The organism is Streptomyces sp. NPDC048696 (genome assembly GCF_043198895.1).
GTDB lineage: Bacteria > Actinomycetota > Actinomycetes > Streptomycetales > Streptomycetaceae > Streptomyces.
In genome coordinates, this window is the sequence record NZ_JBICVJ010000008.1 from 77,235 (window position 1) to 101,230 (window position 23,996).

Below are 23,996 nucleotides of genomic sequence, written 5' to 3' on the forward strand. Positions count from 1 at the left end.
ACCGGTGCGCGGCGGGCGAGACGCCCAGCGAACCGTCGCGGAGTTCCCGGTCGGGAGACAGGAGTGTGTTGGCATGAGGAGTGGCGATACGAGAACGCTGTGCATCGTCGGGGCGGGGCCCCGCGGGCTCTCGGTTCTTGAGCGGCTGTGCGCCAACGAGCGGGCCGAGCCATCGCACTCCGCCGTGATCGTCCACGTCGTCGAACCGCACGAGCCGGGCGCGGGCGCGGTGTGGCGCACCGACCAGTCCCGTCTGCTGCTGATGAACACGGTGGCGTCCCAGATCACCGTCCACACCGACGACAGCTCCCGCATCGACGGCCCGGTGGAGCCCGGGCCGAGCCTGGAGGAGTGGGCCCGGGGTCTGGTCGCGGCGGGCGCCCGCGCCGGGCAGGACGAGCAGACGCTCGCCGAGGCACGCGACCTGGGGCCCAACACCTACCCGAGCCGCGCCTTCTACGGCAGCTATCTGACCGCGATGTTCCAGCAGGCCGTACGGCGTGCCCCCGCCCATGTCACCGTCGAGGTCCACCGCTCGCGCGCCGTCGCCCTGGCCGACAGCCACGGCCTGGCCGACGGCGAGCAAGCGGTGTGCCTGGCGGACGGCAGCTGGCTCAGCGGGCTCGACGCGGTGGTGCTGGCCCAGGGGCATGTGCCGGTGCGGCCGACCGCCCGCGAGCAGACGACCGCCAGCCTCGCCCGTGTCCACGGCCTGACCTATCTCCAGCCCGCGAACCCGGCGGACCTCGACCTGAGCGCCGTCAAGGCGGGCGAGCCCGTCCTGCTGCGCGGCCTCGGCCTCAACTTCTTCGACCACATGACGCTGCTGACCCAGGGGCGCGGCGGCTCCTTCGACCGGATCGACGGCCGTCTCGTCTACCGGCCCTCGGGCCAGGAACCCCTGTTGTACGCGACCTCCCGCCGGGGCATTCCGTACCACGCCCGGGGCGAGAACGAGAAGGGCGCCTCCGAGCGCTACTACCCCCGGCTGCTCACCGTCGAGCACGTCGCCGAGCTGCGCCGACGCGCCGAAGCCGGTGAACGGATCGTCTTCGGGACCGAGTTGTGGCCCCTGATCACCCGCGAGGTGGAGAGCGTCTACTACGGTGCCTGGCTCGCGGCCCACGGCCGGGCGGCCGAGCGCGAGACCTTCGTCGACCGCTTCCTGGCCTGCGCCTACAAAGAGGACCGGAACGCTCTACTGGACGCGGTGGACATCCCCCGCTCGGCCCGGTGGAGCTGGGAACGGCTCTCCCGCCCGTACGACGGTCACGACTTCCCCGACCGGGACGCCTTCCGCGCCTGGCTCCTCGGCTATCTCCGCGAGGACGTGCGCGAGGCGAAGCACGGCAATCTCACCGGTCCGCTGAAGGCCGCCCTCGACGTGCTGCGCGACCTGCGCAACGAGATACGGCTCGCCGTCGACCACAACGGTCTCGAAGGAGACTCGCACCGCGACGAACTCGACGCCTGGTACACCCCGTTGAACGCCTTCCTCTCCATCGGCCCGCCCACCTCCCGTATCGAGGAGATGATCGCGCTGATCGAGGCCGGTGTGCTCGAACTGACCGGCCCGGGCACCGAGATACGCATCGACACCGCGAGCCCGTCCTTCGTCGCCCATTCGCGCGCCGTGCCGGGACCCTCCGTGCGGGCCCGTGTGCTGATCGAGGCGCGGCTTCCGGAGCCGGATCTGCGGCGCGCCGCCGACCCGCTGCTCCAGCACCTTCTCGCCACCGGGCAGGCCGTCAACCACCGTGTTCCCAACCGGGACAAGGGCGACTACGAGACCGGTGGGCTGGCCGTCGCCGAGCGCCCGTACCGGATCCGTGACGCGCACGGCCGTGCGCACCCCCGGCGGTTCGCGTACGGCGTGCCGACGGAGTCGGTGCACTGGGTGACCGCCGCCGGAATCCGGCCCGGTGTCGACTCGGTGACCCTGGCGGACTCGGACGCCATCGCCCGCGCTGTCCTCGCCCTCGCACCCTGCCCCGAGGTGGCGGTCGCCACTTCGGACGCGCTGCAAGGAGCACTCGTATGACCAGCGAGCGGAACGCCTTGATCGACTCCGGACTCCTCTCGCCGGTCCGGGCGGGCACGCCCGTGGAGGAGGCCGTCGGCGACGCGGCCTGGCTCCAGGCGATGCTCGACGCGGAGGCCGCGCTGGCCAGGGCCCAGGCGCGGCTCGGCACCCTGCCGAAGCGGGTCGCCGAGGTGATCGGTGCCGAGGCCCGCGCCGAGCACCTGGATGTGCGTGAACTCGCCCTGGCGGCACGGGAGACGGCCAATCCGGTGGTGGGCCTTGTGCAGGCGTTCAGCCGACGGGTCGCGGCCGTGGACCCGGACGCCGCCCACTATGTGCACCGCGGCTCCACCAGCCAGGACATCTTCGACACCGCCACGATGCTCGTCGCCCAGCGCGCCCTGCGGCTGATGCGCGCCGACCTCGGCCGCTCCGCCGAGGCGCTGGCCGCCCTCGCCACCGCGCATCGCGACACCACCATGGCCGGGCGCACCCTCGCCCTCCAGGCGGTGCCCACCACCTTCGGCCTGAAGGCGGCGGGCTGGCGCAGGCTGCTGCTCGACGCCGACCAGCGCCTCGCGCGCGTCCTGGACGGGGGGCTGCCCGTCTCCCTCGGCGGAGCGGCCGGCACGCTCGCCGGATATCTGGAGTACGCGCGGCTCGACGGCGAGGGTCCCCTGGACGCGGCCGACTACGTGGCACGGCTCACCGAGACCTTCGCCGACGAGACCGGCCTGGCCTCGACCGACCTTCCCTGGCACACCCTGCGCACCCCGCTCGCCGACCTCGCGGCCGCACTCGCCTTCACGGCCGGCGCCCTCGGGAAGATCGCGGTGGACGTCCAGTCGCTGACGCGCACCGAGGTGGGGGAGGTGGCGGAGCCCGCCGTCGCCGGGCGCGGCAGTTCCTCGGCCATGCCCCACAAGCGCAACCCGGTCCTCGCCACGCTGCTGCGCAGCGCGGCACTTCAGGTCCCGGTCCTCGCCGCCGGTGTCACCCAGTGCCTGCTCGCCGAGGACGAGCGCTCGGCCGGTGCCTGGCACGCCGAGTGGCAACTGCTGCGCGAGTGCCTGCGGCTGGCGGGCGGCGCCACGTACACGCTGGTCGAGCTCGCCGAAGGGCTCGAAGTGCGGCCGGAGCGCATGGCCGCGAACCTGGCCCTGACGGGCGGTCAGATCGTGTCCGAGCGGATCGCCGCCGTACTGGCCCCGAGGCTCGGCAAGGCCGAGGCCAAGCAGGCACTGACCCGGGCCTCGCACACCGCGCAGCAGTCGGGGCGTCCGCTCGGCGAGATCCTGGCCGAGTCGTCGGAACTGCGCGGCCACTTCACCGGCGACGAACTGGCGGAGCTGTGCGACCCCGCCAACTACACGGGCGCCGCAGGTGTCCTGGTGGACCGGGCGGTCGCCGGACCGCGCTGAGGCGTCCCGTACCACGCGATCCCCCGGTGACCTGCCCGCCGGGGGATCCAGCAGGTCAGTGGTGGAATCAGAACCGGGTTGTCCGAAGGGTGAGCTATGTTTTGAGCACGTTGTGAAGGCGCGAGGCACGAGAAGGAGGCCCGCCGGTGTCATCGGGGCAGAAGGCGCGAGCGCAGGCGGCCGCGATCACGCCCAGCGGGCAGCCCGCGTCCACCGAGCGCGCCCCGGCCGACCGGGTCCGCGCGCTGTTCGGCAGCCATCAGCTCTCCCCGGGCCAGCGCCGTATCGCCCAGTACCTGATCGACCACCTCACCGAGGCAGCGTTCCTGTCGATCACCGAGCTCGCCGAGCGGGTCGGGGTGAGCCAGCCGTCCGTCACCCGCTTCGCAGCCTCCCTCGGCTTCAGCGGCTTCCCCGCATTGCGGGACGCGCTCCAGCCGATCGCCCTGAGCGCGGTCGCCGGATCCCCGGAGAGCCGTGAGGCGCTGCGGCACAACGAGCTCCAGGCGGCGGTGGACGCGGAGATCGAGAACCTGGAGAACGTGCGCCGGCTGCTCGCCGACACCGACCAGATGCTGGAGATCGGCCGCGAGCTGGCCCGCTCGGTGCCGCTGACCGTCCTCGGCCTGCGGATCTCGGTCTCGCTCGCGGAGTACTTCGCGTACGCGGCCCGGCGCATCCACCCCGATGTGCGCCTGGTGACCCGTGGCGGCAGCGTCGCCTATGACGCGCTGCTGCAGTCCCGGTCGGCGGGCGGGACCTGGGTGCTGGCGTTCGCGATGCCCCGGCACGCCAAGGAGACGCTGGCCGCGCTGCGGGCCGCCCGGAGCGCGGGGCTGCGCATCGCGCTGATCACGGACACCACGCTCGGGCCGCTCGTGGACGAGGCGGACGTGGCGCTGACGGCGGGGACCGGATCACGCCTGATCTTCGACTCGTACGCGGCGCCGGGCGTCCTCGCGGCGGGTCTGCTTCAGGCGATGGCGGACGCGGACCCCGAGCGCACCCAGGCGCGCCTCGAAGGCTATGAGCAGGCCGCCGACCAGCATGGATTCTTCCTCTAGGCGGACATAGGGAAGTCGGCCGCGGTGCCGAGCCCCTTCGGGGGCGCGGGGCTGTGTCGATGTGCGGCTCCGCCGCGATGGGGGTCCCCCTGTTCGAGCGAAGTCGAGAACTTGGGGGAGCGGCCGGCCGCCGACGGCCCGCAGTCGAACGAACCGCACGTCCAGCGGACCGCTGAGGCGCCTGCGGATTCATCCCCTGCGGCCCGGATAGGCCCCGTTTTCACCCTGCCGACTCCGCCGGATCTTCACACTTCCAAGGCGCATGAATTTTTTCATACTCTTGTTTACTCGACGGTATATATGTTTACTGAGGCGGTGGTGCTCACGGATCCCTCACACGCCAAGGAGAGCGACCCCACGCACTCCTGGAACGCACACCCCGCCTGACGACCCCCTCCTCACGTCAGTCGCGGAGTCCGCTCCGGGCTTGCGGATCCGGCAGGGCCCGCCCTGGCGGCCTCGGTTTACCCCTAGGCCGAGGCCGCCCACCCCTCTCGATCAACGTTCGACATCATTCGGAAGCGACGAGAATGTCCTACACGGCCCGTATCACCACGCTCAGCCCGGAACTCAGTCCGGACTGGCCCTGTCAGGTCAAGGCGCCCGGGACCCGTGACTGGGAACGCACGGCCACCCGCTGGCTGCGGGACCTCCTCCCGGCCCGCTACGCCGGGTACTCCCCGCTGACCCGCCACCATGTGCTGCTCGCCCGGCACGCCCAGCTCCAGCTCACGCACGAGATGCGCGCGGTGCGGGTGGCGCTCCAGACCAGCCGCGCCGAGCTGCCCCCGATGGGCGTCGCCGAGGCCGTCATCGAGAACACCATCCGGATGTACGCGACGGAGCTGGAGCAGCTGGGCCGGCTGGCCCGGGGCGTGCGCCTCGTCACCGACGCGCTCGTGGGCGACAGCGCCACCTGCCGCAGGTTCTGACCCGCGACGCGTACCGGCTCAGGTCAGCGCCGCCCCCAGGGCCACGAAGCCGCAGATCAGCACGAACAGCACGGCCAGCAGCGGCCAGACGAAGCGCAGGTACTTGTCGTAGCCGACCTTGGCGAGGGCGACACCGCCGATGGTCACGGCCGTCGTCGGCACCCACAGGTTCATCCAGCCGCTGGCCGCCTGCCACGCGGTGACGACCACCGCGCGCGAGACGTTCGCGAAGTCGGCGAGCGGGGCGAGGATCGGCATCGCGAGGGTGGCGTGGCCGGAGGTGGACGGGATGAGGAAGGCGAGCGGCAGGTTCACCAGGAACACGATGACCGCGAACACGCCGGACGAAGTCCCTTTGACGACACCCTCGATGGAGTGCAGCACGGTGTCCGTGATCTTGGAGTTGTTCATGATCACGGTGACGCCCCGGGCCAGCATGATGACGAGCGCGGGGGAGATGAAGTCCCCCGCGCCCTGAATGATCGTGGAGCTCAGCTTCTGCTCGCCGAGGCGGGCCACCACCCCCACGAGCACGGCCGCGCACAGGAAGAGCGCCGCCAACTGCGCGAAGGACCAGCCGAGTTCGAAGGAGTACGGCTTCGCGTCGGCCTTGCCGGTGAGCGCGCTCGACCACGGCACCACCGAGAAGATCATGAAGGCGAAGACCAGGCCGAGCACGGCGAGGACGGCCTTGTGCGTGCCGGTGAGCTCGGGCGCCTCCTCCGCGTCCTCGTCCGTCGCGGTCTGCTCGCGATCACCTGGCAGAAAACCGCTGACGGAACGCTCGGGATCCTTCTGCACGCGCCGCGCGTAGCGCACTACGTACGCGATGGTCACGGCGGTCAGCACCAGCCACATCACGAAGCGCAGCACGATGCCGTCGCCCAGCGAGATGTCGGCCGCCGAAGAGGCGACGCCCGTCGCGAACGGGTTGACGGTGGAACACAGCACCCCGACCCCGGCCCCCAGGATCGCCGTACCGACCGCCACCATCCGGTCGTAGCCGAGCGCGAGCATCATCGGCACCAGCAGCCCGTAGAACCCCAGCGTCTCCTCGGCGAAGCCCTCGACGGTGCCCAGGACGGAGAAGACGAGCATCACCCCCGCGATGAGCAGCGCGCCGCGCTCGCGCAGCCGGTGGGCGAGCCGTGAGATGCCCCGGTCGAGCGCGCCGGTGGCGAAGACGACGGTGATGAACGCGCCGATGGCGAGCACGAAGAGGAACACCCCGGCGCTGCCGTAGAGCGCACCGCTCAGATCGGGTCCGACCTGACCGCTGGCGGCGTCCTTCACGCCGTAGAGACCGTTGACCGGTGCGAGGAAAAGGTCGTTGAGGCGGTCGACGAAGCTCTGGGCCGACGCCACGCGGTGGTAGGTGCCCTGGACGGGCGCGCCCTTGTCGTTGCGGTCGTACTGCCCGGACGGGATGAGGAAGGCGAGCAGCCACACCGCGACCGTGACGATCGCGAGGACGGTGAGGGCGCTGGGAAAGGTGAACCCGGCCTTGTGCGGCGGTTCCTGCTCCGGCTCCTCGGCCTCGGCGGCCGGCCGCGCGCCGGTGCCGCTCACGCGCCGCCGCCCTCGGCGCGGAAGTCGGCCGCGTACTCGCGGACGAAGGCCGCCATGGCGATCACCGTGTTGCGCAGCTCGGAGAAGAGCACCCGCTCATTGGGCGCGTGCAGGTTGCACATGCTGTCCTGGGCGCCGAACAGCAGCACCTCGGCCCCCGGCGCAGCCTTGGACAGGCCGTTGACCAGCGGAATCGAACCGCCGGTCGCCACATAGGAAGCCTCCTCGCCCCAGGCCTCCTTGAGCGCGGTGAGCGCGGCGCGATAGGCCGGGCCGCCGGTGTCCGCCTCGAAGCCGGGCCCGGTGTCGCCGGGTGTCACGGTCAGCGCGATGCCGAAGGGCCGCAGCGCCCGCAGGTGCTCGACCAGCCTGAGCTGCGCCTCCTTGGGGCTCTGGAGCGGATGGAAGCGCAGGTTCAGCTTGGCTCTGGCGTACGGGACCACGGCCGATGCCGCGTGCTCGACTCCCGGGGCGTCCAGGCCGATGACGGTGATCGCGGGCCCGCTCCACAGCCGCTCGCCGAGCGGGCCCGAACCAATGAGCGGCACCCCGTCGAGAACGCCCGCGAGCGAGCGGAACTCGTCCTCCGTATACGTCGTCCCCGTCCAGGACTCCCGGAGCAGCCCCTCGACAGCCACATCGCCGTGCACGTCGTGCAGGGTGGCCAGGACCTTCAGCAGGGCGAGCAGCGCGTCGGGCGCCGCGCCGCCGAACTCACCGCTGTGGCGCGCCTCTTCGAGCGTACGGACCTCGACGGTCACTTCGGCGACGCCGCGCAGCCCCGTGGTGAGGGTGGGGGTGCCGGGGCGGAGGTTGCCGAGGTCGGCGATGACCATCGCGTCGCAGGCGAACCGCTCGGGGTCGGTCGGCGGGTACTCGTCGAAGGGGCTGCCGTACTCCTCCTGCCCCTCGATGACGATCTTGATCCCGACCGGCGGCCGTCCCTCGTACGCCCGGAGCATGCCGAGGTGGGCGATGACATTGGACTTGTCGTCCGCGATGCCCCGGCCTCGCAGCCCGCCCTCGACCGGCGTCGGCTCGAAGGGCGGCGAGAGCCACAGCGCCGCGTCGCCGGGCGGCTGGACGTCGTAGTGGCCGTAGAGCAGGACCGTGGGCGCGGCGGGATCGGGGGGCGGGATCTCGCCGTAGACGACCGGTGCGGTGCCGGGCAGGTCCAGCCGTTCGACGGTGGGGACACCGGCGCCCCGCAGCAGCTCCACCACCAGGTCGTGCGCCTGCTCGACGGGTTCGGGCGGAAAGCCCGGGAAGGCGATCGAGGGGATCGCGGCCAGCCGCTCCAGATCCGCGCGCAGCCCGTCCATCAGGCCGTCGACTCGGGTTTCCAGGTCCATCGCACGCCGCCCTGACTGCCGTTCTGCCGACGCGCCTCATACACATGTCGACATGGTCGAATGTCGTCGGCACCACGATTCTCGATCGGGTGCGGCAGCGCACGCCGGGTGGTGCACCCGGGTCACCCGCCCGGTCGCGGACCCTTCGGCGGCGGGCCGGAACCCGGCGATGTCAGTGGCGGCTGGCACGCTGGCGGGTATGGACGAGCTGATACGGCGCCGGGTCTACGGCGCGGACCATGACGACCCCGACCCCGGGCCCCGGACGGGCCACGACTACCGGGAGCTGGTGGCCGGGCCGCTGGACGGGCTGCTGCTCGACGTCACCGGGTGGAGCGAGGAGCGGCTGCGGGAGGGGGCGCCCCTCGCCACGGAGATCGGCTCGCACGGACCGGGCGGCCACGCCTGGTACGGGCCGCGCCCGGGCGACCCGGGGCACTGGGACTGGTCCGGTGACACGCCCTGACCGCGATCAGGCACCCCCGCCCACTGCCCCGCGCACGATGAGCCGCGTCAGCAGGACGACCGACCGCGGCGCCGAGCGGTCGCCGTCGATCCGGGCGAACAGCAGATGGGCGGCCGTGGTGCCGAGCGCGACCGGGTCCTGGCTGACCACGCTCAGCGGCGGGCTGAGGCGATCGGCGAGCGGGAAGTCGTCGAAGCCGACCACGGCGACGGGGTCGGCCCGCCCCAGCCCGTTCAGCACCCCCATGGTGATCACGTCGTTGGTGGTGAACAGCGCGGTGGGCGGCCGGGACAGGGCCCGCAGCTCGGCGAGCGCCACCGCCGCGTCCGCCCGGGAGCGCAGCTCGTGCCGGACGAGCGCGGGGTCCTCGGGCACGCCGTGGGCGGCGAGCGCGTCGCGATAGCCCGCGTGGCGTTCGCGCTGGGTCCAGATGCCGAACCGGTCGCCGAGGTAGGCGATACGGGTGTGGCCCCGGCCGAGCAGATGACGTACGGCCCGCTCGGCACCGGCGCGGTTGTCGACGGTGACGGTGTCCACGGCCAGCCCCTTGGCGGGCCGGTCCACGCACACGACACACGTGCCGCCCTCCATCGGCTGCTTGAGGAAGCCGTGGCCGCCGATGGTGGGGACGAGGATGAGGCCGTCCACCTGACGGGCCGTGAACGCGCCGATGACCTCGCGCTCGCGGCGCGGTTCGTCGTTGGTGCTGCCGACGAGGACGAGATAGCCGCGCCGATGCGCCTCGTCCTCCACCGAGCGGGCCATGAGCGCGTAGAACGGGTTGGCGAGGTCGTCAACCACGAGCCCGATCGTGGACGTCCCGAGGTTCTTGCGCCGTAGGTTGCGGGCGTTGTCGTTGCGCTGGTAGCCCAACTGCCGTACGGCCTGCTCGACTCGGGCCGCCGTGTCGGGGGAGACGCCGGGCTCGCCCGACACCGCGCGCGAGACGGTCATGGTGCTGACCCCGGCGGCACGGGCCACGTCCTTCATCGTCGGGCGCTTCACGGGCCTCCTCGTCGTCGGAATCCGGTGTACAGCTTGCTAACGTTCCCGGCGGAGTGCTGTGCGGCACCGTGGGAATCTGATGAACCGTCAAAAATAGTTGAGCGCCGATGTTTTGGTCATTTTTGCAGATGAGGGCGGAGCATGCGAGAGGTCGGCGGTTCCCGATCCGGTACGCACTCTTGACGGGCGGTCAGGGACACCTCAACAATCCCGAGTTGATTGGTAACGTTCACACGCACTCCGAGCATCACCCGTCCCCGAGGCCCCCCGCCGGACGGCGAGCGGTCCTCCGCGAGAAGGTGGTCCCCCTCATGCTCCGTTCCGTGCACCCCGCGAGACCGGTGTCCTCAAGGCCGGTGTCCTCAAGACCGGTGTATTCAAGACCGGCCCTGCGGTCCCGATATCTGGGCGCGCTCGGTGCCCTCGCTCTGTCCGCCTCCGCGCTCGTCGGCCTCGCCGCGACGCCCGGCCACGCGGCCCCGCTCTCCCTGACCCAGTACGTCGACCCGTACATCGGCACCGACGACAGCAGCGCGCCCAACCCCGTGCCGGGAGGCGCCGGAGGCAGCACCTACCCCGGCGCCGTGGTCCCGTTCGGCGGCGTGCAGTTCAGCCCCGACACCCCGACGGCCTCGCCGTCCGGCTACCGCTACAAGGACACCTCCGTCGAGGACTTCAGCCTCACCCACTTCGACGGCGCGGGCTGCGCCAACAACGAGGACCTGCCGCTGCTGCCGGTCACCGGCGCGCTCGGAAGCTCGCCCGGCACGAACTGGACGAGCTATGCGTCCGGGTACACCAAGGCCAACGAGGTGGCCAAGCCCGGCTACTACAAGACCCGCCTGGACCGGTACTCCACCGACGTCGAGCTGTCCGCCACCACCCGTACCGGCATGGGCAAGCTGACCTACCCGGCCTCCACCTCGTCCCGGCTGCTGATCAACACGGGCCGCAGCGCGACGGGCAACCGCGCCGGCACGGTCCACATCAGCGGCAACGAGCTGACCGGAAGCGTGACCGCCGGCGGGTTCTGCGGCTCGTCCAAGACGTATCAGATCTACTTCGACGTGCGCTTCGACCGGGCGCCCACCGGCTTCGGCACCTGGTCGGGCGGCACCGTCTCCGACGGCTCGGCGAACGCGTCGGGCACCGACACCGGCGCCTATGTCACCTTCGACACGACGAGCGACACCTCGGTCCAGTTCAAGGTGGGCCTGTCGTACGTCAGTGTCACGGGCGCGCAGGCCAATGTGACGGCGGAGAACAACGGCTGGGACTTCGGCGCGGTCCGCACGGCCGCCGACGACTCCTGGAACCAGATGCTCAACAAACTCCAGGTCTCCGGCGGCAGCGCCGACGAACGCCAGAAGTTCTACACCGCGCTCTACCACGTCCTGCAGAGCCCCAACATCTCCAGCGATGTGAACGGCGACTACCGGGGCTTCGACAACGCTGTCCACCAGTCGGCCCGCCCGGTCTACCAGAACTACTCGGGCTGGGACATCTACCGCTCCTGGGCCGCGCTGGTCGCCCTGATCGCGCCCACCGAGGCGAGCGACATCGCCAAGTCGATGGTCCTGGACGGACAGCAGGGCGGTCTGCTGCCGAAGTGGTCGCAGCAGACCAACGAGGACTTCGTCATGACGGGCGACCCGGGTCCGATCATCGTCGGCAGTCTGTACGCGTTCGGCGCCCGCGACTTCGACACCTCGGCCGCGCTCTCCCTGATGGAGAAGGCGTCCAACGGCGGCACCGCACAGGGCAGCGCGATCCGCGGCCGCCAGTCGACGTACACCAGCCTGCACTACCTGGACGATCCCTCCGACTCGCTCGAATACTCCGCGTCCGACTTCGCGGTGGCCCAGTTCGCGAAGGCGCTCGGGAACACCTCCAGCTACGGCACCCATATGAGCCGGGCGCAGTGGTGGCGCAACACGTTCAACGCCGAGTCGTCATACGTCCAGCAGCACCGGAGCGACGGCTCCTGGACCTGGCCGCTCGATCCGGCGAGCCAGTCGACCTTCACCGAGGGCAACGCCTCGCAGTACACCTGGATGGTTCCGTACGACTTCGCGGACCTGATCAACTCGATGGGCGGCCGCCAGAGTGCCGTCCAGCGCCTCGACCACCACTTCACCGAGGTCAACGCCGGCCAGAGCAGGCCGTACTACTACATAGGGAATGAGCCCGAGCACGGTGTGCCCTGGGCCTACAACTACGCGCGCCACCCCTCCGGTGCCTCGGACGCGGTGCGCAAGGTGATGGCCGACTCCTTCACCACCGGAGCGGGCGGGCTGCCCGGCAACGACGACCTCGGCGCCACCTCGGCCTGGTACGTGTGGGCGGCCCTGGGGATGTATCCGGCGACGCCCGGCGCGGACACGCTCGCCCTGCACGGGCCGCAGTTCCCGTCCGTCCTGATCCAGCGCGCGGCCGGGAACATCACCATCAACACCTCCGGGTCCGGCCCGTATGTGCAGGCGCTCGACGTCAACGGAACCGCGACCACGCACAGCTATCTGCGCTACCCGGACGTCGCCGGGGGCGCGACCCTCACGTACACCATGGGCGCCGCACCCGGCGCGACCTGGGGCACCGGGGCGAACGACGTGCCGCCCTCGTTCCAGGACGGCGGCACTCCGGTACCCGCGGCGCCCGAACTCGGTCCCAACCTCGCCCAGGGCAAGGCCGCGACCGGAACGGCCACCTGCGCCACGGCGGAGAGCGCGGACAAGGCGGTGGACGGCTCGCTGATGAACAACAGCAAGTGGTGCTCGGCCGCGGCCACCCCCACGCTCCAGGTCGACCTCGGCTCCGCCCGTACGGTGTCGTCGTTCGTCGTCAAACACGCCGGGCTCGGCGGGGAGAACACGGGTTGGAACACCGGTGCCTTCCAGATCCAGACCAGCACCGACGGCTCCTCCTGGACCACGGCGGCCACCGTCACCGGATCGCGCTCCAGCCGGACGTACCACCCCGTCTCGGCCAGAACGGCCCGCTACGTACGGATGGTCATCTCCAGCCCGGCCAACACCTCCAGCAGCGCGGCACGCATCTACGAGTTGGAGGTGTACGGCGGCGGGAGCAGCAACTTGGCCCTTGGGCAGCCCGCGACCGGCTCGGCTCCCTGCAACTCCTCGGAGACCCCCGACAAGGCGGTCAACGGAAGCGTGAGCGGCGGCAACAGCGACAAGTGGTGCTCGTTGGCTCCCGGCACCAAGACCCTCCAGGTCGACCTTGGCGCGTCGCATCAACTGAGCTCGCTCACCGTCCGCCACGCGGGCGCGGGCGGTGAGAGCGCGGCCATGGACACCAAGGACTTCGACCTGGGTGTCTCCGCCGACGGTAGCACCTGGACCACGGTGGCCCAGGTCCGCGGCAACACCGCCGACTCCACCACCAGTCCGGTCGCCGTTTCGGCCCGCTATGTGCGGCTCTCGGTGATCACGCCCACCCAGACCACCGACCAGGCCGCCCGTATATACGAGTTGGAGGTCTACGGCAGCTGAACCGTCGCGACCGGTATGCCATGCTCACGGCATACACGAGCGTGCCCCGGCGGGTGTGGCCCGCCGGGGCACGCGTGCGTGGGCCTGCGCGTGGGCCTGGGTCAGACGAGGTCCATCGCGGCCACCTCGTCGGGGCTGCCGTAGCTGACCGGGCCCTGGAAGCGCCGGCGGGCGGTCGCGAACCACCACAGGGTGGCGATGAACAGCACCGCGCCCAGCGCGATCGGCGCGTAGTTGAAGTTGTCGGTGGTGATCGGAGAAGTCTGCGGCAGCATGAACAGCACACTGCTCAGGACGATCCAGATCACGGCGATCGCCGCCACCGGCTTGCCGTACCGGCCCAGGTTCCACGGGCCGGGCTCGAAGTCGTCCAGGCGCAGCCGCAGGAAGATGGGCACACCGTAGGCGAGGTAGAGCCCGACGACGTTGACGCTCACGATCGCGGTGAACGCGGTGTGCGACCACCAGCCCGGCACGATCAGCACCAGCGAGCAGGCCGCCGCCAGCCACACCGCCTTCACCGGGGTACGGGTGCGCAGGGATACCGAGTGCCACCAGCGTGAACCCGGCATCGCGCCGTCCCGCGAGAAGGCGAAGATCTGGCGGGTGTTGCTCGTCATGTTGGCGAGGCCGCAGAAGAGCATGGCGCCGATCACGATCAGCAGCAGCAGTTTGGCGGTGCCCATGCCGAGCGCGTCGACGAGGATCTGCACCGGCGGCGCCGACGCCTTCGCCTCTCCCGCGTAGTCGCGGATCGCGTAGACGAGGGCGAGCATCAGGACCAGTCCGGCGAGCGCGGAGTAGACGATCGCGCGCATGATGCCCCGGGGGGTGTTGACGGTGGCCTTCACCGTCTCCTCGGACATGTGGAAGCTGCCGTCGAAGCCGGTGAACGTCCAGCTGGTGACCAGCAGGCCGAGCATCGCCGCGTACAGACCGTTGTCGAAGCCGGTGTTGTTGACGAAGTGGTTGGCGAAGGACGCCGACTGGTGGTGGCTCGGCTTGAGGGTCAGGGCGGTCACGATGACCACCATGCCGATCAGCAGCCACCACACGGAGATCCGGTTCACGACGGCGACCAGCTGCACGGTGTAGGTGTTGGCGAGCGCCTGCACCAGGAGGATCACCGCCGAGATGCCGACGGTCTGCTGGGCCGTGGGCTCGTACGACGTCCACTGCATGGCGATGAACGCCTGGATGAAGGTGGCGGCCGCGTAGTTGGTGGCGGCCGTCCCGCCCACCTGGCCGACGAAGTTGAGCCATCCCGTGTACCAGGACCAGGCGCCGCGATGGCGTTTGGCGAGCTTGCCCGCGGAGAAGTAGAGGGCGCCGCTGGTCGGGTACGCGGAGGCGATTTCGCCCATCGCGGCGCCGACGAACAGCACCATCACCGAGACGCCTATCCAGCCGAACACGAGAATCCTCGGCCCGCCGGCGGCCATACCGAATCCGAATGCGGAGAAGATACCGGAGATGATGTTGATGATGGTGAACGAGATGGCGAAATTGTCGAAGGCGTGGAAACGGCGGGTGAGTTTCCGGGGATAGCCCATCGCATGCAGGGTCGCGTCGTCGTCGAAGGCGACGGAATCGTCATGGTCACGGATTTGCGGGCGAGTGCGGGATATGCGCTCGGACACAGGGGCAACCTTTCCGGTGGGGGGTGGGGACGGGGGTGCGGGGGTCGGGCGCGGGTGGCCGTGCGGTCGGGGCGTGCGGAATCAGCGGTCGGACCGGTCTCGGAAGCCAGGTCAAGCCGGTCCGGGTACCGGGAGTCCGCACGAACGCCTGGCCTTGGTCAGCCGTTCCTCGGGATCGCCGAACACACTCCAGGGCATGCGCGAGGCATAGGGACCCATGGCCGTGAGGACTTCCCGCGCCTCGAATTCGCGCTTCGCCATGAAGAGCGCGTGCGCCAGATAGGCGAGGTCCAATACGGGGGTGAAGCGATAGGCGGCGGTGCGCGGAAACCAGTGCCGGTAAATGCCGAGTGCCGTGGTCGTCCACTGGGACTGTTCCCAGGTGCTGTCCGCGAGGAGCGCGGCCGGATCGTACTCCTCGACCAGTGCGACCAGCGGAAGGAGCCGTAGCGCGGAGGTGGCCGGGGCGCGGTGGCTGAGAAAGGAGGCGACGTCCCAGCGGGCGCTCGCCGAGCCGCCGTTGCGGGTGAAGAAACAGGCCAGGAACCGGTGGTGTGCCTCACGGTTCCAGGGGTCGAGCCGCAGGATGTGGGAGAACAGCTGCCAGGGCCCCGGCGGCGCGGTCAACAGCCCTTTGGGAGCGGGGTCGTAGGAGCGCTGGAGGCGGGCCAGCGCCAGCTGAGCCACCCACGGAGTGGGGTCCGCGGGTAACAGCCGCGCGGCTCGCGTGCACGCCGACTGCGCGATGCGCGCCAGGGTGTCCGCCCGGCCGTCCGCCGCGTCGGCCATGCGCAGCGCGCGCACCATCGCCACGCGCGCCGCCAACAGCGCGGCCTCCGCGCCCGGTTCCTCGGACATCCAGCGTTCGGCGAGGTCGGAGTCGGCCGCCTCGGACGCGAGGACCAGCGACCGGTGGGCCCGCACCTCGAAGTCGGTGCGGGTCTCCTTGAGGACGTTGTGCGCGCTCAGGTAGCGGCCCGCGCGCACGTCGATGCAGGCCTGGGCCAGCGCGCGATCGTCGGCCGCCGGATGCCACACGTACTGTCCCTCGAACGAACCAGCAGCCACGATTCCCTCCCCCTCCACAGACGCCACCACGCGGGTATGAATTCCGGCCACGCCGAATTAACCCCGAGTCGGCTCCCGAACTCGGGATCACCGACAGCGAGGATCACCTTACTCATCCCTAACTCGCATCGAAACTCGTCGCCCGGAATATCTGCTTCCAGGCGCTTTATGGTGCGGGTAAAGGGATGCCCGCGCGCCCGAGTCGTGGTGGGTCGGCGGCAACAGCGGGCGCAGGGTATCTATTTGGCATATTCTTCGCGCCGGTCGCCGCCTGTCTGTTTTCCCTTGGAGGTGGCTGAAAACAGCTGTCGGATGGGGCGGGGTGGGAGCGGGTGACCTGACGGCGTGACAGCCGATGGCGTGAGGTGTGCGCCGGTATGCCCGGTCGCCCCGTGCGAAGGGTGACGGCTCCGTCGCGGCGGGGAGTCCGCACTGGTGAGGGTAGGGTTTGTCAGCCAACTCTGAAGCGGGCGACGACCCGCGGAACTGCTCTGTCACTGTATCGGCAGGGGGGAACGGGACCACTTTTCGGCCGATGACGATCGGAAGTGGAACCCGAGCGTGCCGCTCTCCTTCAGACTTGGGTTTGCGGGGGGCCGTGCATGTTTTCCACCGGAGGGGCGATGACGGACAGCGACTTGGCATCCTTTGCCGCGGCGGGCGAGGACCAGAGTGTTCGCCGGGTGCGGGATTTGATGATGACCTGTCAGTGGGAGGAGTTCGTGGAGTCGGCCCCCGCCTTCGCCGCGGGCGTCGACGCCGTCGCGGCCGACCGCCGTTCTCCCGACGAGTTCTGGTTCTTCAAGGGTGACCAGGTGATGAAGGCCGACATCGTCACCCACCAGGTCGTCGAGCCCGCGCGGGGCATCGCGGACAAATGGCCGCTGGTGACCGCGGACTACGCGGGCGACATCTGTGCGGCGTTCATGCCGCCGGGCGCCGTCGCCCCGATCCTCGCACTCGTCAAACCCCAGGGGGACGCGGGATTTCTGGACCTGGACGGTGTGCTCGAATTCCAGATCGCGACGGTCTGGGACCAGATCGGGGCGGCGGCTCCCGCCGGGTTCACCGGTATCGACGCGGCGATGCCGGACCCCTTCGACGACGGTCACCTCTACCTTTTCTCGGGGGAGCGGTCGGTGCGGTGCAACCTGATGGCGGGCACGGTGGATGCGCCCATGGCGACGGTGGACCGCTGGAGCGGAGTGCGGGCCACGGGCCTGGACGAACGGGTCGACGCCGCGCTGTCGCGCCCGGGCGACACCGTCGTCCACCTGCTCCACGGCGACCGGTACATCAGCCTCGACCTCCACACCCAGACCTGCCGCGCCCACACCTCCTAGGACCGAGTCAGCTCGCGTACAACTGCCGTGTGGGGACGATCTGCTGGGCCTGGCCCGGGCCCGACCAGAGCAGTTTCATATGCGCCTCACCGGTCTGCTCCGCGTAGTCGATCCTGATCGTGTGCCGGGTGCCCGCCGTGAGGCTCAGCTGCCCCTTGTCGACGCGCGGCTCGTGCGGCGACCAGGAGTCGATCACCAGCTTCCCGTCGATCCACACGCGCGTCATGTCGTCGGAGACGGTCGTGAAGGTGTACGTCTCGGAGCGGCGCGGCTCGATCGTGCCGCTCCACCGGATGCTGAACCGGTCCGCCGGGATGCTCCGGTCCGGTGAACCGGTGAACTTCCACGAGTGGTTGACCGTGGGGTCGACACGGGTGATCTTCGGGGTGCCGCTGAGGTCGGCGTTGTCGAAGATCTCCTCCTTGAGCCCCTTGCCGCTCCCGACGGGGCTGGTCGGGCCGGGGTTCACGGTCAGCTCGATCACGGTGGCCGTGCCGTTGGTGGCGGCGCCGCCCGGCGTGAGGTCATACCCGTCCCCGGCCTTGACGACCCGCACCTTCTGGCCGCTGTCCAGCACCCGGGCGGCCCGCACGTCGAAGGCCGTACGCGCGCGCAGATGCAGGGCCGCGCCGCCCGACGGCCATCGGGTCACCGCCGCGTACAGCTTGTCGCCCTTGCGGCTGACCGATCCCCAGGCCGGTTCCTCGACCAGACCGCCGTAGCCGGCGCCGTACACGGCCTCGCCCTGACCGGCGGTGCGCAGCCAGTCGCCCATCTGCTTGAGGCGGTCGACGGCGGGCCGAGGCAGCCGGCCGTGCGCGTCGGGGCCGACATTCAGCAGGTAGTTGCCGCTGCGCGATGCGGTGGCGAGGAGGTTGCGGATCAGGGTCGTACTGGATTTCCAGTTCTGGTCGTAACGGGCGTACCCCCAGTGGTCGTTGAGTGTCATGCACGACTCCCAGAGCTGTCCGTCGACCGGGCTCGAGGGGATCTCCTGTTCGGGTGTGCCGTAGTCGCCGTCGACGACGCGGCGCTTGCCGACCCGGTTGTTGACGACCAGACCCGGCTTGAGACCGTGCAGATACGCCTCCAGCCGCTCCCCGTCGTTCGCCGTCCAGGGGTTGGTGGGATGGTCGGCGCTCCACTCGCCGTCGAACCACAGCAGGTCCGGGTCGTAGCCGCCGACGAGTTCCTTGAGCTGGGCGTACATACGCTGTTCGTACTTGGGGAAGGTGGCCGGGTTCGCGAAGTCCGGGTCGTGCCAGTCCCAGATCGAGTAGTAGAAGCCGAGCTTGATGCCCGCGGCGGTGGTGGCCGCCTTCAGTTCGGCGAGGATGTCGCGGTTCTTGTCGAAGGCCGAATGGTCGTGGAGATTCCAGGAGTTGGCCTTCGTGGGCCACATCGCGTAGCCCTCGTGGTGCTTGGCCGTGATGACGATGTAGCGCATCCCGGCGTCCTTGGCCGCCTGTGCGACGGCCTTCGCGTCGAAGTCGGCGGGGTTGAAGGTCGCGGCCTGTTTCTCGTACGCGTCCATCGGGATGGCGCACTCCCGCTTGATCCACTCCGCGTTGCGACAGACCGTGCCGTCGGGGCGGCGGTACTCGCCCTCCCAGTTCGCGTACGACCCGAAGTGGATGAACATGCCGAAGCGGTCCTGGCGGAACCAGTTGGTGCGGGACGAGGTGAAGGGGTCGTCGGTGGCGTAGTCGGTGCCGGGGCCCATGGTGTGAGCGGTGCTGTGCGCGGCCGGAGCGGTACTCGGCGGGGCCGCGCCGCTCGCTGCCGTGGCGGGGGCCATCCCGGCCCCGAGGGCGGCGGTGAGCAAGACGGCGAGCCCGGCGACCGAGCGGCCGGTGCGGGTGAGCAGGGTGTGCATGAGGCGCCTCCCTGGTCCGGTGCTGAGGGTTCGCCGGGGAACGTAGGGACGAATACATCGGATGTCAATGCGCGCTGCTGTGGTCCGGCGCCGCATGTCTGGTTCGAATCCCGGTGAGTGATCCGATGACTGTGTCGATGTCTGTCAAAGGGGCCAGGTAGCCGACCCGGCCGGTGCCGGGTTTGGTTGACTTGCCGCATGAGCGATCTCTTCGTCAAGATCTGCGGTCTGCGGACCGAGCGGGATGTGGACACGGCCGTCGACGCGGGAGCGGACGCGATCGGCTTCGTCTTCGCGGCCGGCGCGCGCACGGTCGACGCCGACACCGCCCGGCGGCTGGCGCTGCGGGTGCCCGCGCACGTCCTCACGGTCGGGGTCTTCCGGCGGCAGCCGTTGGACGAGGTGCGGCGGCTCACCGAGGAGAGCGGCATCCGGGCCGTACAACTGCACGGGGACGAGGGGCCGGAGTACTACGAGGCGCTGCGCGACCCGGGCCGGACGCTCATCCGGGCCACCTCCGCCACCGAGCACCCGCCGCGCCTCGGTGAGCTGGGCGAGGACATGCTGCTGCTCGACGCCCCCGACCCCGGCTCCGGCAAGCCGTGGAACTGGGCGTCGCCGCGGTTCACCGCCCCCGCCGGACGCTGGCTCCTGGCGGGTGGCCTGCACCCGGGCAACGTCCGCCGGGCGGCCGAGACCACCGGCGCGTGGGGAGTGGACGTCTCCAGCGGGGTGGAGAGCGAACGCGGCGTCAAATCACCGGAGTTGATCCGGTCCTTCCTGGCGGCGGCCCGTTCGTAGCGGCCGTAAAACCCTGCGGTGTTGTGCGTCGGCTGTTCGGGGCCCCGTCCAAAGGGCGGGAGCCCGGAACGCCGGGTCCCGCCGGTACCGTGGGCCCATGACGACACCGGACGCGATAAGTCCCGTAAGCCGCACGGCACTTGCCGTGGCCGCCGTGCGGGCGCGTGAGAGCGAGCGGCCCGACAAGCTCTTCGACGACCCGTACGCCGCCGCCTTCCGCTCCGCCGCCGTCCAGTCCGCCGCGCCTAGGGCCTGTCCGGTGGATCTGGCCGCCTTCGGCACGGGGTGCCGTTTCGGTGCTGGTGAGTGGGGGTGTGGTGCGTCCAGCTGCAAGGCGGAGGAGGGCGGCGACGCGGAGCGTCGGCAACCGACGACAACGCCGCAGATGGGCGTGCCACACCCCCACGTCCCAGGCATGATCCACCGGACAGGCCCTAGCCCGCTCGCGGTCGGCTTCGCCCATCACGCGGTGATACGTACGCGCTTCTACGACGACGCGTTGCTCGCGGCGTGCGACGCGGGCATCCGGCAGGTGGTGCTCCTCGCGGCGGGCCTGGACTCCCGGGCCTTCCGTCTGCCGTGGCCGCCGGACACCAGCGTGTACGAGCTGGATCTGCCGCCCATCCTCACCTTCAAGGAGGGCGTGCTGGACAGTCGCACGGCCGTGGCCCGCTGCGCGCGCACGGTGCTGCCCGTGGACCTCCTCGACGGGGCCTGGGCCGAGACGTTGCGGGAAGCGGGGTTCGACCCGGCGGCCCCCACCGCGTGGTTGGTCGAGGGGCTTCTGGTCTACCTCACCGCCGACGAGGCGGCCGGTGTCCTCGGCGTGGTCGGCGAGCTGAGCGCCCCGGGCAGCCGGATCGCCATGGAGCGGGGGAGCGGCACAGTGGTCCGCCCGGACGGTCCCGAGCTCGCCCGGATCACCGAACTGTGGAAGGGCGGACTCGGCGGCGCCACCGTGGACTGGCTGCGCGAGCACGGCTGGGCCGTCGAGGAGTACGAGCTGCGCGAGCTCTCGGAACGGTACGGCCGCCCCGTCGCGAACCCGCTCCCGACCGGGTTCCTTTCCGCCCGGCGCGCGGGGTAGCGCAGAGGGGTGCGCGGCACACCGCGCAGCCGCGCCTCGTTCTTCGACAGGCGCGCCTCACGCTTCGAGCCGGGCGAATCCGGAGGTGCGCCAGGACCGGCCGTCCGGCGTGATCGCGTACGCCTCGCACCCCTCCAGCGACTCCAGCCACGCCCGCGCGTCCTGGCCTCGGGTGAAGGCGGCGGTGGCGTACGCGTCCGTCATGGTCAGCCGGGGGCCGGTGACCGTGATGGAGGCGAGGCCCGTGGCGGGTGCGTCCCGGTGCGGGTCGATGATGGGGTGCCCGCGTTCGGCGGTGCCCGAGGTGGCGACGGCCAGGTCCGTGCCGGTGACGACGGTGGCCAGTTCACCCGGGCCACCGTGTCCCGCTCACCCCGGCCGACCGCCGCGCCCTCGCGGCCGTACCGGTCGACGGGCACGGACACGACATCCACCTCAGCCGGCTCGGGGCGTATCGCGTCATCGCGGTGCGCGGCGACGACCAGGACGTGCTCATCACCGGGCTGCCCCTCCACCCGGTCGAGGAGACGCTGCACCGGCTCGAAGCGGTCGAGGCCGTGGTGTTCGGCGCCGCCCTGGTGGCCACCGGGATCGCGGGCGCGCTGTGGGTGCGGCTCTCGCTGCGTCCTCTGCGGCGGGTCACCGTGCAGGCGGTGAACGTCGCCCGGCTGCCGCTCGCCAGTGGCGAGATCGCCATGCCGGAGCCGCTGGCGGACACCGACCCGGCCACCGAGGTCGGCAACGCGCTCAACCATATGCTCGGCCACATCGAGGACGCCCTGAAACGGCGTCACGCCAGCGAGGAGCGGCTGCGCCACTTCGCCGCGGACGCCAGCCACGAACTGCGCACCCCGCTCGCCAACATCCGCGGTCACGCCGAACTCGCCCTGCGCCACCAGGGTTCCGTGCCCCCCGCCGTCCATCACGCGCTGCAGCGGATCGACGCCGAGTCGCAGCGCATGACCGGTCTCGTCGACGATCTGCTGCTGCTCGCCCGCCTCGACGCGGGCCGCCCGCTGGAGCGCGAGAGCGTCGATCTGACGCTGCTCGTCCTGAACGCCCTCGACGACGCCCGCGCCGCCGGTCCCGCCCATCGCCGGCTCCTGGACCTGCCCGAGGAGCCGGTCACCGCGACGGGCGACGCCCACCGCCTCCAGCAGGCCATCGGCAACCTCCTGGCCAACGCCCGCACCCCTACGCCGCCGGGCACCGAGGTGACCGTCGCCGTGGCCGCCGAGGGCGCCGGCGCGGTGCTCACCGTGACGGACAACGGGCCGGGCATCCCGCCGGAGCTCCAGCCGGAGGTCTTCGGCCGCTTCGTCCGCGCGGATCACGCCCGCTCACGCAGTACGGGCAGCACCGGCCTCGGCCTCGCCATCGTGCACGCCGTGGTCACCGGTCACCAGGGCTCCGTCGACGTCACCAGCACACCGGGCCGCACCGTCTTCCGCGTCACGCTGCCGGGCTGAGCGCCGGGCCGCCGGACCCATCGCGTACGACGCCGCCAGGATCAACCCGCCGAGCACAGCCCACCCCGGGGTGCCCCAGTCCACCAGGAGCGCGGTCAGCAGCAGGGGGCCCAGGGTGCGGGCCACCGTGACGCCCGTGCCGAACAGGCCCTGGTACTCGCCGATCCGGTCGGCCGGCGCGAGGCCGAAGCCGAGCTGCCAGGAGCCCGCCGAGTGCAGCATCTCGGCCACCACGAGCAGCACCGACCCGGCGAGCAGCGCGGTGACGGCGACCCAGGGGGAGCTGCCGTACGCCGATACGGCGAAGACCGCGCAGGTCACGAACATGACCGCGCCGGAGCGGCGTACCGCGCGCACCGCCGTGCCGAGTCCCGTCACACCACGGGCCGTGCGGACCTGGAAGAGCATCACGGCGGCGGTGTTGAGGACGAACAGCGCCGAGACCAGCCAGGCCGGCGCGGTCGTGCGCTCGGTGATCCACAGCGGCAGGCCGAGGCTGAGCAGCGGCATCCGCAGCAGCAGAACGGTGTTGAGGAGCGCGACGACGACGTACGGCCGGTCCCGCAGCACCATCAGCCGGCCGTCCTTGCCGGTGGGCACCGGCTCCACCCGGGGCAGCCGCCACAGCAGCAGCGCGCAGGCCAGGAAGCTCGCCGCGTCCATGGCGAAGACGGTGAGATACGCCCTGGTCGTGCCCGCGTGCAGGGCCACACCGCCGAGCGCCGCGCCCACCGCGAGCCCGGCGTTCAGGGTCGCCTGGAGGCGGGCGAGCAGCCCGGTCCGCTCGCTTTGGGGGACGAGTCCGGCGAGCAGCGACTGGCGGGCGGCGGCGAGTCCGGACTGGGCCGTGGCGTAGAGGCAGGCGGCCAGGACGAAGGGCAGGAACGCGCGGACGAACAGGAACGACGCGACGGCCGCGCTCGTCGTCAGGGCCAGCAGCACCGACGTCCCCCGGGGCCCGTGCCGGTCCGCGAGCCGCCCGAGCGGCACGCCCGCGACCGAGCCGATCGCCCAGGCCACGGTGAGCCCGAGCCCGACGTGGGCCGGGGTGAGGCCGACGACATGGGTGAAGTAGAGCGCGGAGGTGACGTAGTAGGCGCCGTCGCCCACGGAGTTGCTGAGCTGGGCGAGCGCGAGAAGGCGTCGCGGGCCCGCGAAAGGCGTCTGCCGGATCTTCATGGACACGACACTATGGCCTCGGTGGCCCTGTTGTGTGGTCCATTGAACATCTTGATCGATGGGCCACTTGAGGTGGCGTCACATGGGGTTCACCGAGCTCAGAGGGCCTGAACGTGCCATGCGGTGCCGACCGCTGGCTCAGCGGTGGCACCACATGCGCACGTGCGTCCGGAGGGCTCGGGGAAGAGCCGG

General features: G+C 71.0%; 17 protein-coding genes and 1 pseudogene. 10 read left to right on the plus strand and 8 right to left on the minus strand.

The window, feature by feature from the left end; translation table 11 throughout:
• The first annotated feature begins 73 nt into the window (after nucleotides 1-73).
• From ACGFRG_RS18430 to ACGFRG_RS18445, 4 genes are all read left to right on the plus strand, one after another.
• Nucleotides 74-2,041: an FAD/NAD(P)-binding protein gene (locus tag ACGFRG_RS18430; protein ID WP_361421765.1), complete on the plus strand. Its 1,968-nt coding sequence runs from the start codon at nucleotides 74-76 to the stop codon at nucleotides 2,039-2,041.
• Nucleotides 2,038-3,444 (plus strand): adenylosuccinate lyase family protein, encoded by a 1,407-nt coding sequence (locus ACGFRG_RS18435; protein WP_393265050.1) that lies wholly within the window; start codon nucleotides 2,038-2,040, stop codon nucleotides 3,442-3,444. Before ACGFRG_RS18430 ends, ACGFRG_RS18435 begins: the two co-directional genes overlap by 4 nt.
• Nucleotides 3,445-3,590: 146 nt before the next feature.
• Nucleotides 3,591-4,508, plus strand: coding sequence for a MurR/RpiR family transcriptional regulator (locus tag ACGFRG_RS18440; RefSeq protein ID WP_361421771.1), 918 nt, complete (start codon nucleotides 3,591-3,593; stop codon nucleotides 4,506-4,508).
• A 530-nt stretch (nucleotides 4,509-5,038) separates the two neighbouring features.
• The gene (locus ACGFRG_RS18445; protein ID WP_393265053.1) at nucleotides 5,039-5,440 is read left to right on the plus strand and encodes a hypothetical protein; all 402 of its coding nucleotides are present in this window, start codon (nucleotides 5,039-5,041) and stop codon (nucleotides 5,438-5,440) included.
• Nucleotides 5,441-5,458: 18 nt separating this feature from the next.
• Here ACGFRG_RS18445 and ACGFRG_RS18450 read toward each other — a convergent pair whose 3' ends face one another.
• A complete protein-coding gene (locus tag ACGFRG_RS18450) occupies nucleotides 5,459-7,009 on the minus strand; it encodes a YfcC family protein (protein ID WP_393265055.1) in 1,551 nt (516 codons plus the stop codon).
• Nucleotides 7,006-8,361: a M20/M25/M40 family metallo-hydrolase gene (locus ACGFRG_RS18455; RefSeq protein WP_361421780.1), complete on the minus strand. Its 1,356-nt coding sequence runs from the start codon at nucleotides 8,359-8,361 to the stop codon at nucleotides 7,006-7,008. The genes ACGFRG_RS18450 and ACGFRG_RS18455 overlap by 4 nt, the downstream gene beginning before the upstream one ends.
• Nucleotides 8,362-8,560: 199 nt before the next feature.
• Between ACGFRG_RS18455 and ACGFRG_RS18460 the strand changes: the two genes are divergently transcribed.
• Entirely contained in the window at nucleotides 8,561-8,827 is a 267-nt protein-coding gene (locus tag ACGFRG_RS18460) for a hypothetical protein (protein ID WP_393265059.1), read from the plus strand.
• Nucleotides 8,828-8,833: 6 nt separating this feature from the next.
• Here ACGFRG_RS18460 and ACGFRG_RS18465 read toward each other — a convergent pair whose 3' ends face one another.
• Nucleotides 8,834-9,832, minus strand: coding sequence for a LacI family DNA-binding transcriptional regulator (locus ACGFRG_RS18465; RefSeq protein ID WP_361421786.1), 999 nt, complete (start codon nucleotides 9,830-9,832; stop codon nucleotides 8,834-8,836).
• A 371-nt stretch (nucleotides 9,833-10,203) separates the two neighbouring features.
• Here ACGFRG_RS18465 and ACGFRG_RS18470 point away from each other — a divergent pair, with 371 nt between their 5' ends.
• Nucleotides 10,204-13,341 (plus strand): GH92 family glycosyl hydrolase, encoded by a 3,138-nt coding sequence (locus ACGFRG_RS18470; protein ID WP_393265061.1) that lies wholly within the window; start codon nucleotides 10,204-10,206, stop codon nucleotides 13,339-13,341.
• 101 nt (nucleotides 13,342-13,442) lie between these two features.
• Here ACGFRG_RS18470 and ACGFRG_RS18475 read toward each other — a convergent pair whose 3' ends face one another.
• Complete coding sequence (locus ACGFRG_RS18475; protein WP_361422154.1) at nucleotides 13,443-14,894, minus strand: amino acid permease; 1,452 nt, start codon at nucleotides 14,892-14,894, stop codon at nucleotides 13,443-13,445.
• Nucleotides 14,895-15,092: 198 nt separating this feature from the next.
• Nucleotides 15,093-16,049 (minus strand): hypothetical protein, encoded by a 957-nt coding sequence (locus ACGFRG_RS18480; protein WP_393265063.1) that lies wholly within the window; start codon nucleotides 16,047-16,049, stop codon nucleotides 15,093-15,095.
• A 623-nt stretch (nucleotides 16,050-16,672) separates the two neighbouring features.
• Between ACGFRG_RS18480 and ACGFRG_RS18485 the strand changes: the two genes are divergently transcribed.
• Nucleotides 16,673-17,392, plus strand: coding sequence for a hypothetical protein (locus tag ACGFRG_RS18485; RefSeq protein WP_361421795.1), 720 nt, complete (start codon nucleotides 16,673-16,675; stop codon nucleotides 17,390-17,392).
• 7 nt (nucleotides 17,393-17,399) lie between these two features.
• Here ACGFRG_RS18485 and ACGFRG_RS18490 read toward each other — a convergent pair whose 3' ends face one another.
• Nucleotides 17,400-19,268 (minus strand): alpha-L-fucosidase, encoded by a 1,869-nt coding sequence (locus ACGFRG_RS18490; RefSeq protein WP_393265066.1) that lies wholly within the window; start codon nucleotides 19,266-19,268, stop codon nucleotides 17,400-17,402.
• 198 nt (nucleotides 19,269-19,466) lie between these two features.
• Between ACGFRG_RS18490 and ACGFRG_RS18495 the strand changes: the two genes are divergently transcribed.
• Both ACGFRG_RS18495 and ACGFRG_RS18500 read left to right on the plus strand, forming a co-directional pair.
• Complete coding sequence (locus ACGFRG_RS18495; RefSeq protein ID WP_361421801.1) at nucleotides 19,467-20,069, plus strand: phosphoribosylanthranilate isomerase; 603 nt, start codon at nucleotides 19,467-19,469, stop codon at nucleotides 20,067-20,069.
• A 97-nt stretch (nucleotides 20,070-20,166) separates the two neighbouring features.
• Nucleotides 20,167-21,156 (plus strand): SAM-dependent methyltransferase, encoded by a 990-nt coding sequence (locus ACGFRG_RS18500; protein WP_393265070.1) that lies wholly within the window; start codon nucleotides 20,167-20,169, stop codon nucleotides 21,154-21,156.
• A 57-nt stretch (nucleotides 21,157-21,213) separates the two neighbouring features.
• On the opposite strand, the gene ACGFRG_RS18505 is transcribed toward ACGFRG_RS18500, so the two are convergent.
• Entirely contained in the window at nucleotides 21,214-21,501 is a 288-nt protein-coding gene (locus tag ACGFRG_RS18505; protein ID WP_393265595.1) for an FAD:protein FMN transferase, read from the minus strand.
• 410 nt (nucleotides 21,502-21,911) lie between these two features.
• On the opposite strand from ACGFRG_RS18505, the pseudogene ACGFRG_RS18510 reads away from it, so the two are divergent.
• A pseudogene (locus ACGFRG_RS18510) lies at nucleotides 21,912-22,559 on the plus strand (sensor histidine kinase); the annotation flags it as partial.
• Here ACGFRG_RS18510 and ACGFRG_RS18515 read toward each other — a convergent pair.
• The gene (locus ACGFRG_RS18515; RefSeq protein ID WP_393265073.1) at nucleotides 22,497-23,804 is read right to left on the minus strand and encodes an MFS transporter; all 1,308 of its coding nucleotides are present in this window, start codon (nucleotides 23,802-23,804) and stop codon (nucleotides 22,497-22,499) included. The pseudogene ACGFRG_RS18510 and the gene ACGFRG_RS18515 overlap by 63 nt on opposite strands.
• Between the last annotated feature and the right edge of the window lie 192 nt (nucleotides 23,805-23,996).

What these genes read in the sequence shown, in the direction of transcription:
- ACGFRG_RS18430 (WP_361421765.1), top strand. Translation starts at nt 74, where the DNA reads ATGAGGAGTGGCGATACGAGAACGCTGTGCATCGTCGGGGCGGGGCCC.
- ACGFRG_RS18435 (WP_393265050.1), top strand. Translation starts at nt 2,038, where the DNA reads ATGACCAGCGAGCGGAACGCCTTGATCGACTCCGGACTCCTCTCGCCG.
- ACGFRG_RS18445 (WP_393265053.1), top strand. Translation starts at nt 5,039, where the DNA reads ATGTCCTACACGGCCCGTATCACCACGCTCAGCCCGGAACTCAGTCCG.
- ACGFRG_RS18455 (WP_361421780.1), bottom strand. Translation starts at nt 8,361, where the DNA reads ATGGACCTGGAAACCCGAGTCGACGGCCTGATGGACGGGCTGCGCGCG.
- ACGFRG_RS18460 (WP_393265059.1), top strand. Translation starts at nt 8,561, where the DNA reads ATGGACGAGCTGATACGGCGCCGGGTCTACGGCGCGGACCATGACGAC.
- ACGFRG_RS18475 (WP_361422154.1), bottom strand. Translation starts at nt 14,894, where the DNA reads ATGGGCTATCCCCGGAAACTCACCCGCCGTTTCCACGCCTTCGACAAT.
- ACGFRG_RS18485 (WP_361421795.1), top strand. Translation starts at nt 16,673, where the DNA reads ATGACGGACAGCGACTTGGCATCCTTTGCCGCGGCGGGCGAGGACCAG.
- ACGFRG_RS18490 (WP_393265066.1), bottom strand. Translation starts at nt 19,268, where the DNA reads ATGCACACCCTGCTCACCCGCACCGGCCGCTCGGTCGCCGGGCTCGCC.
- ACGFRG_RS18495 (WP_361421801.1), top strand. Translation starts at nt 19,467, where the DNA reads ATGAGCGATCTCTTCGTCAAGATCTGCGGTCTGCGGACCGAGCGGGAT.
- ACGFRG_RS18500 (WP_393265070.1), top strand. Translation starts at nt 20,167, where the DNA reads ATGACGACACCGGACGCGATAAGTCCCGTAAGCCGCACGGCACTTGCC.
- ACGFRG_RS18515 (WP_393265073.1), bottom strand. Translation starts at nt 23,804, where the DNA reads ATGAAGATCCGGCAGACGCCTTTCGCGGGCCCGCGACGCCTTCTCGCG.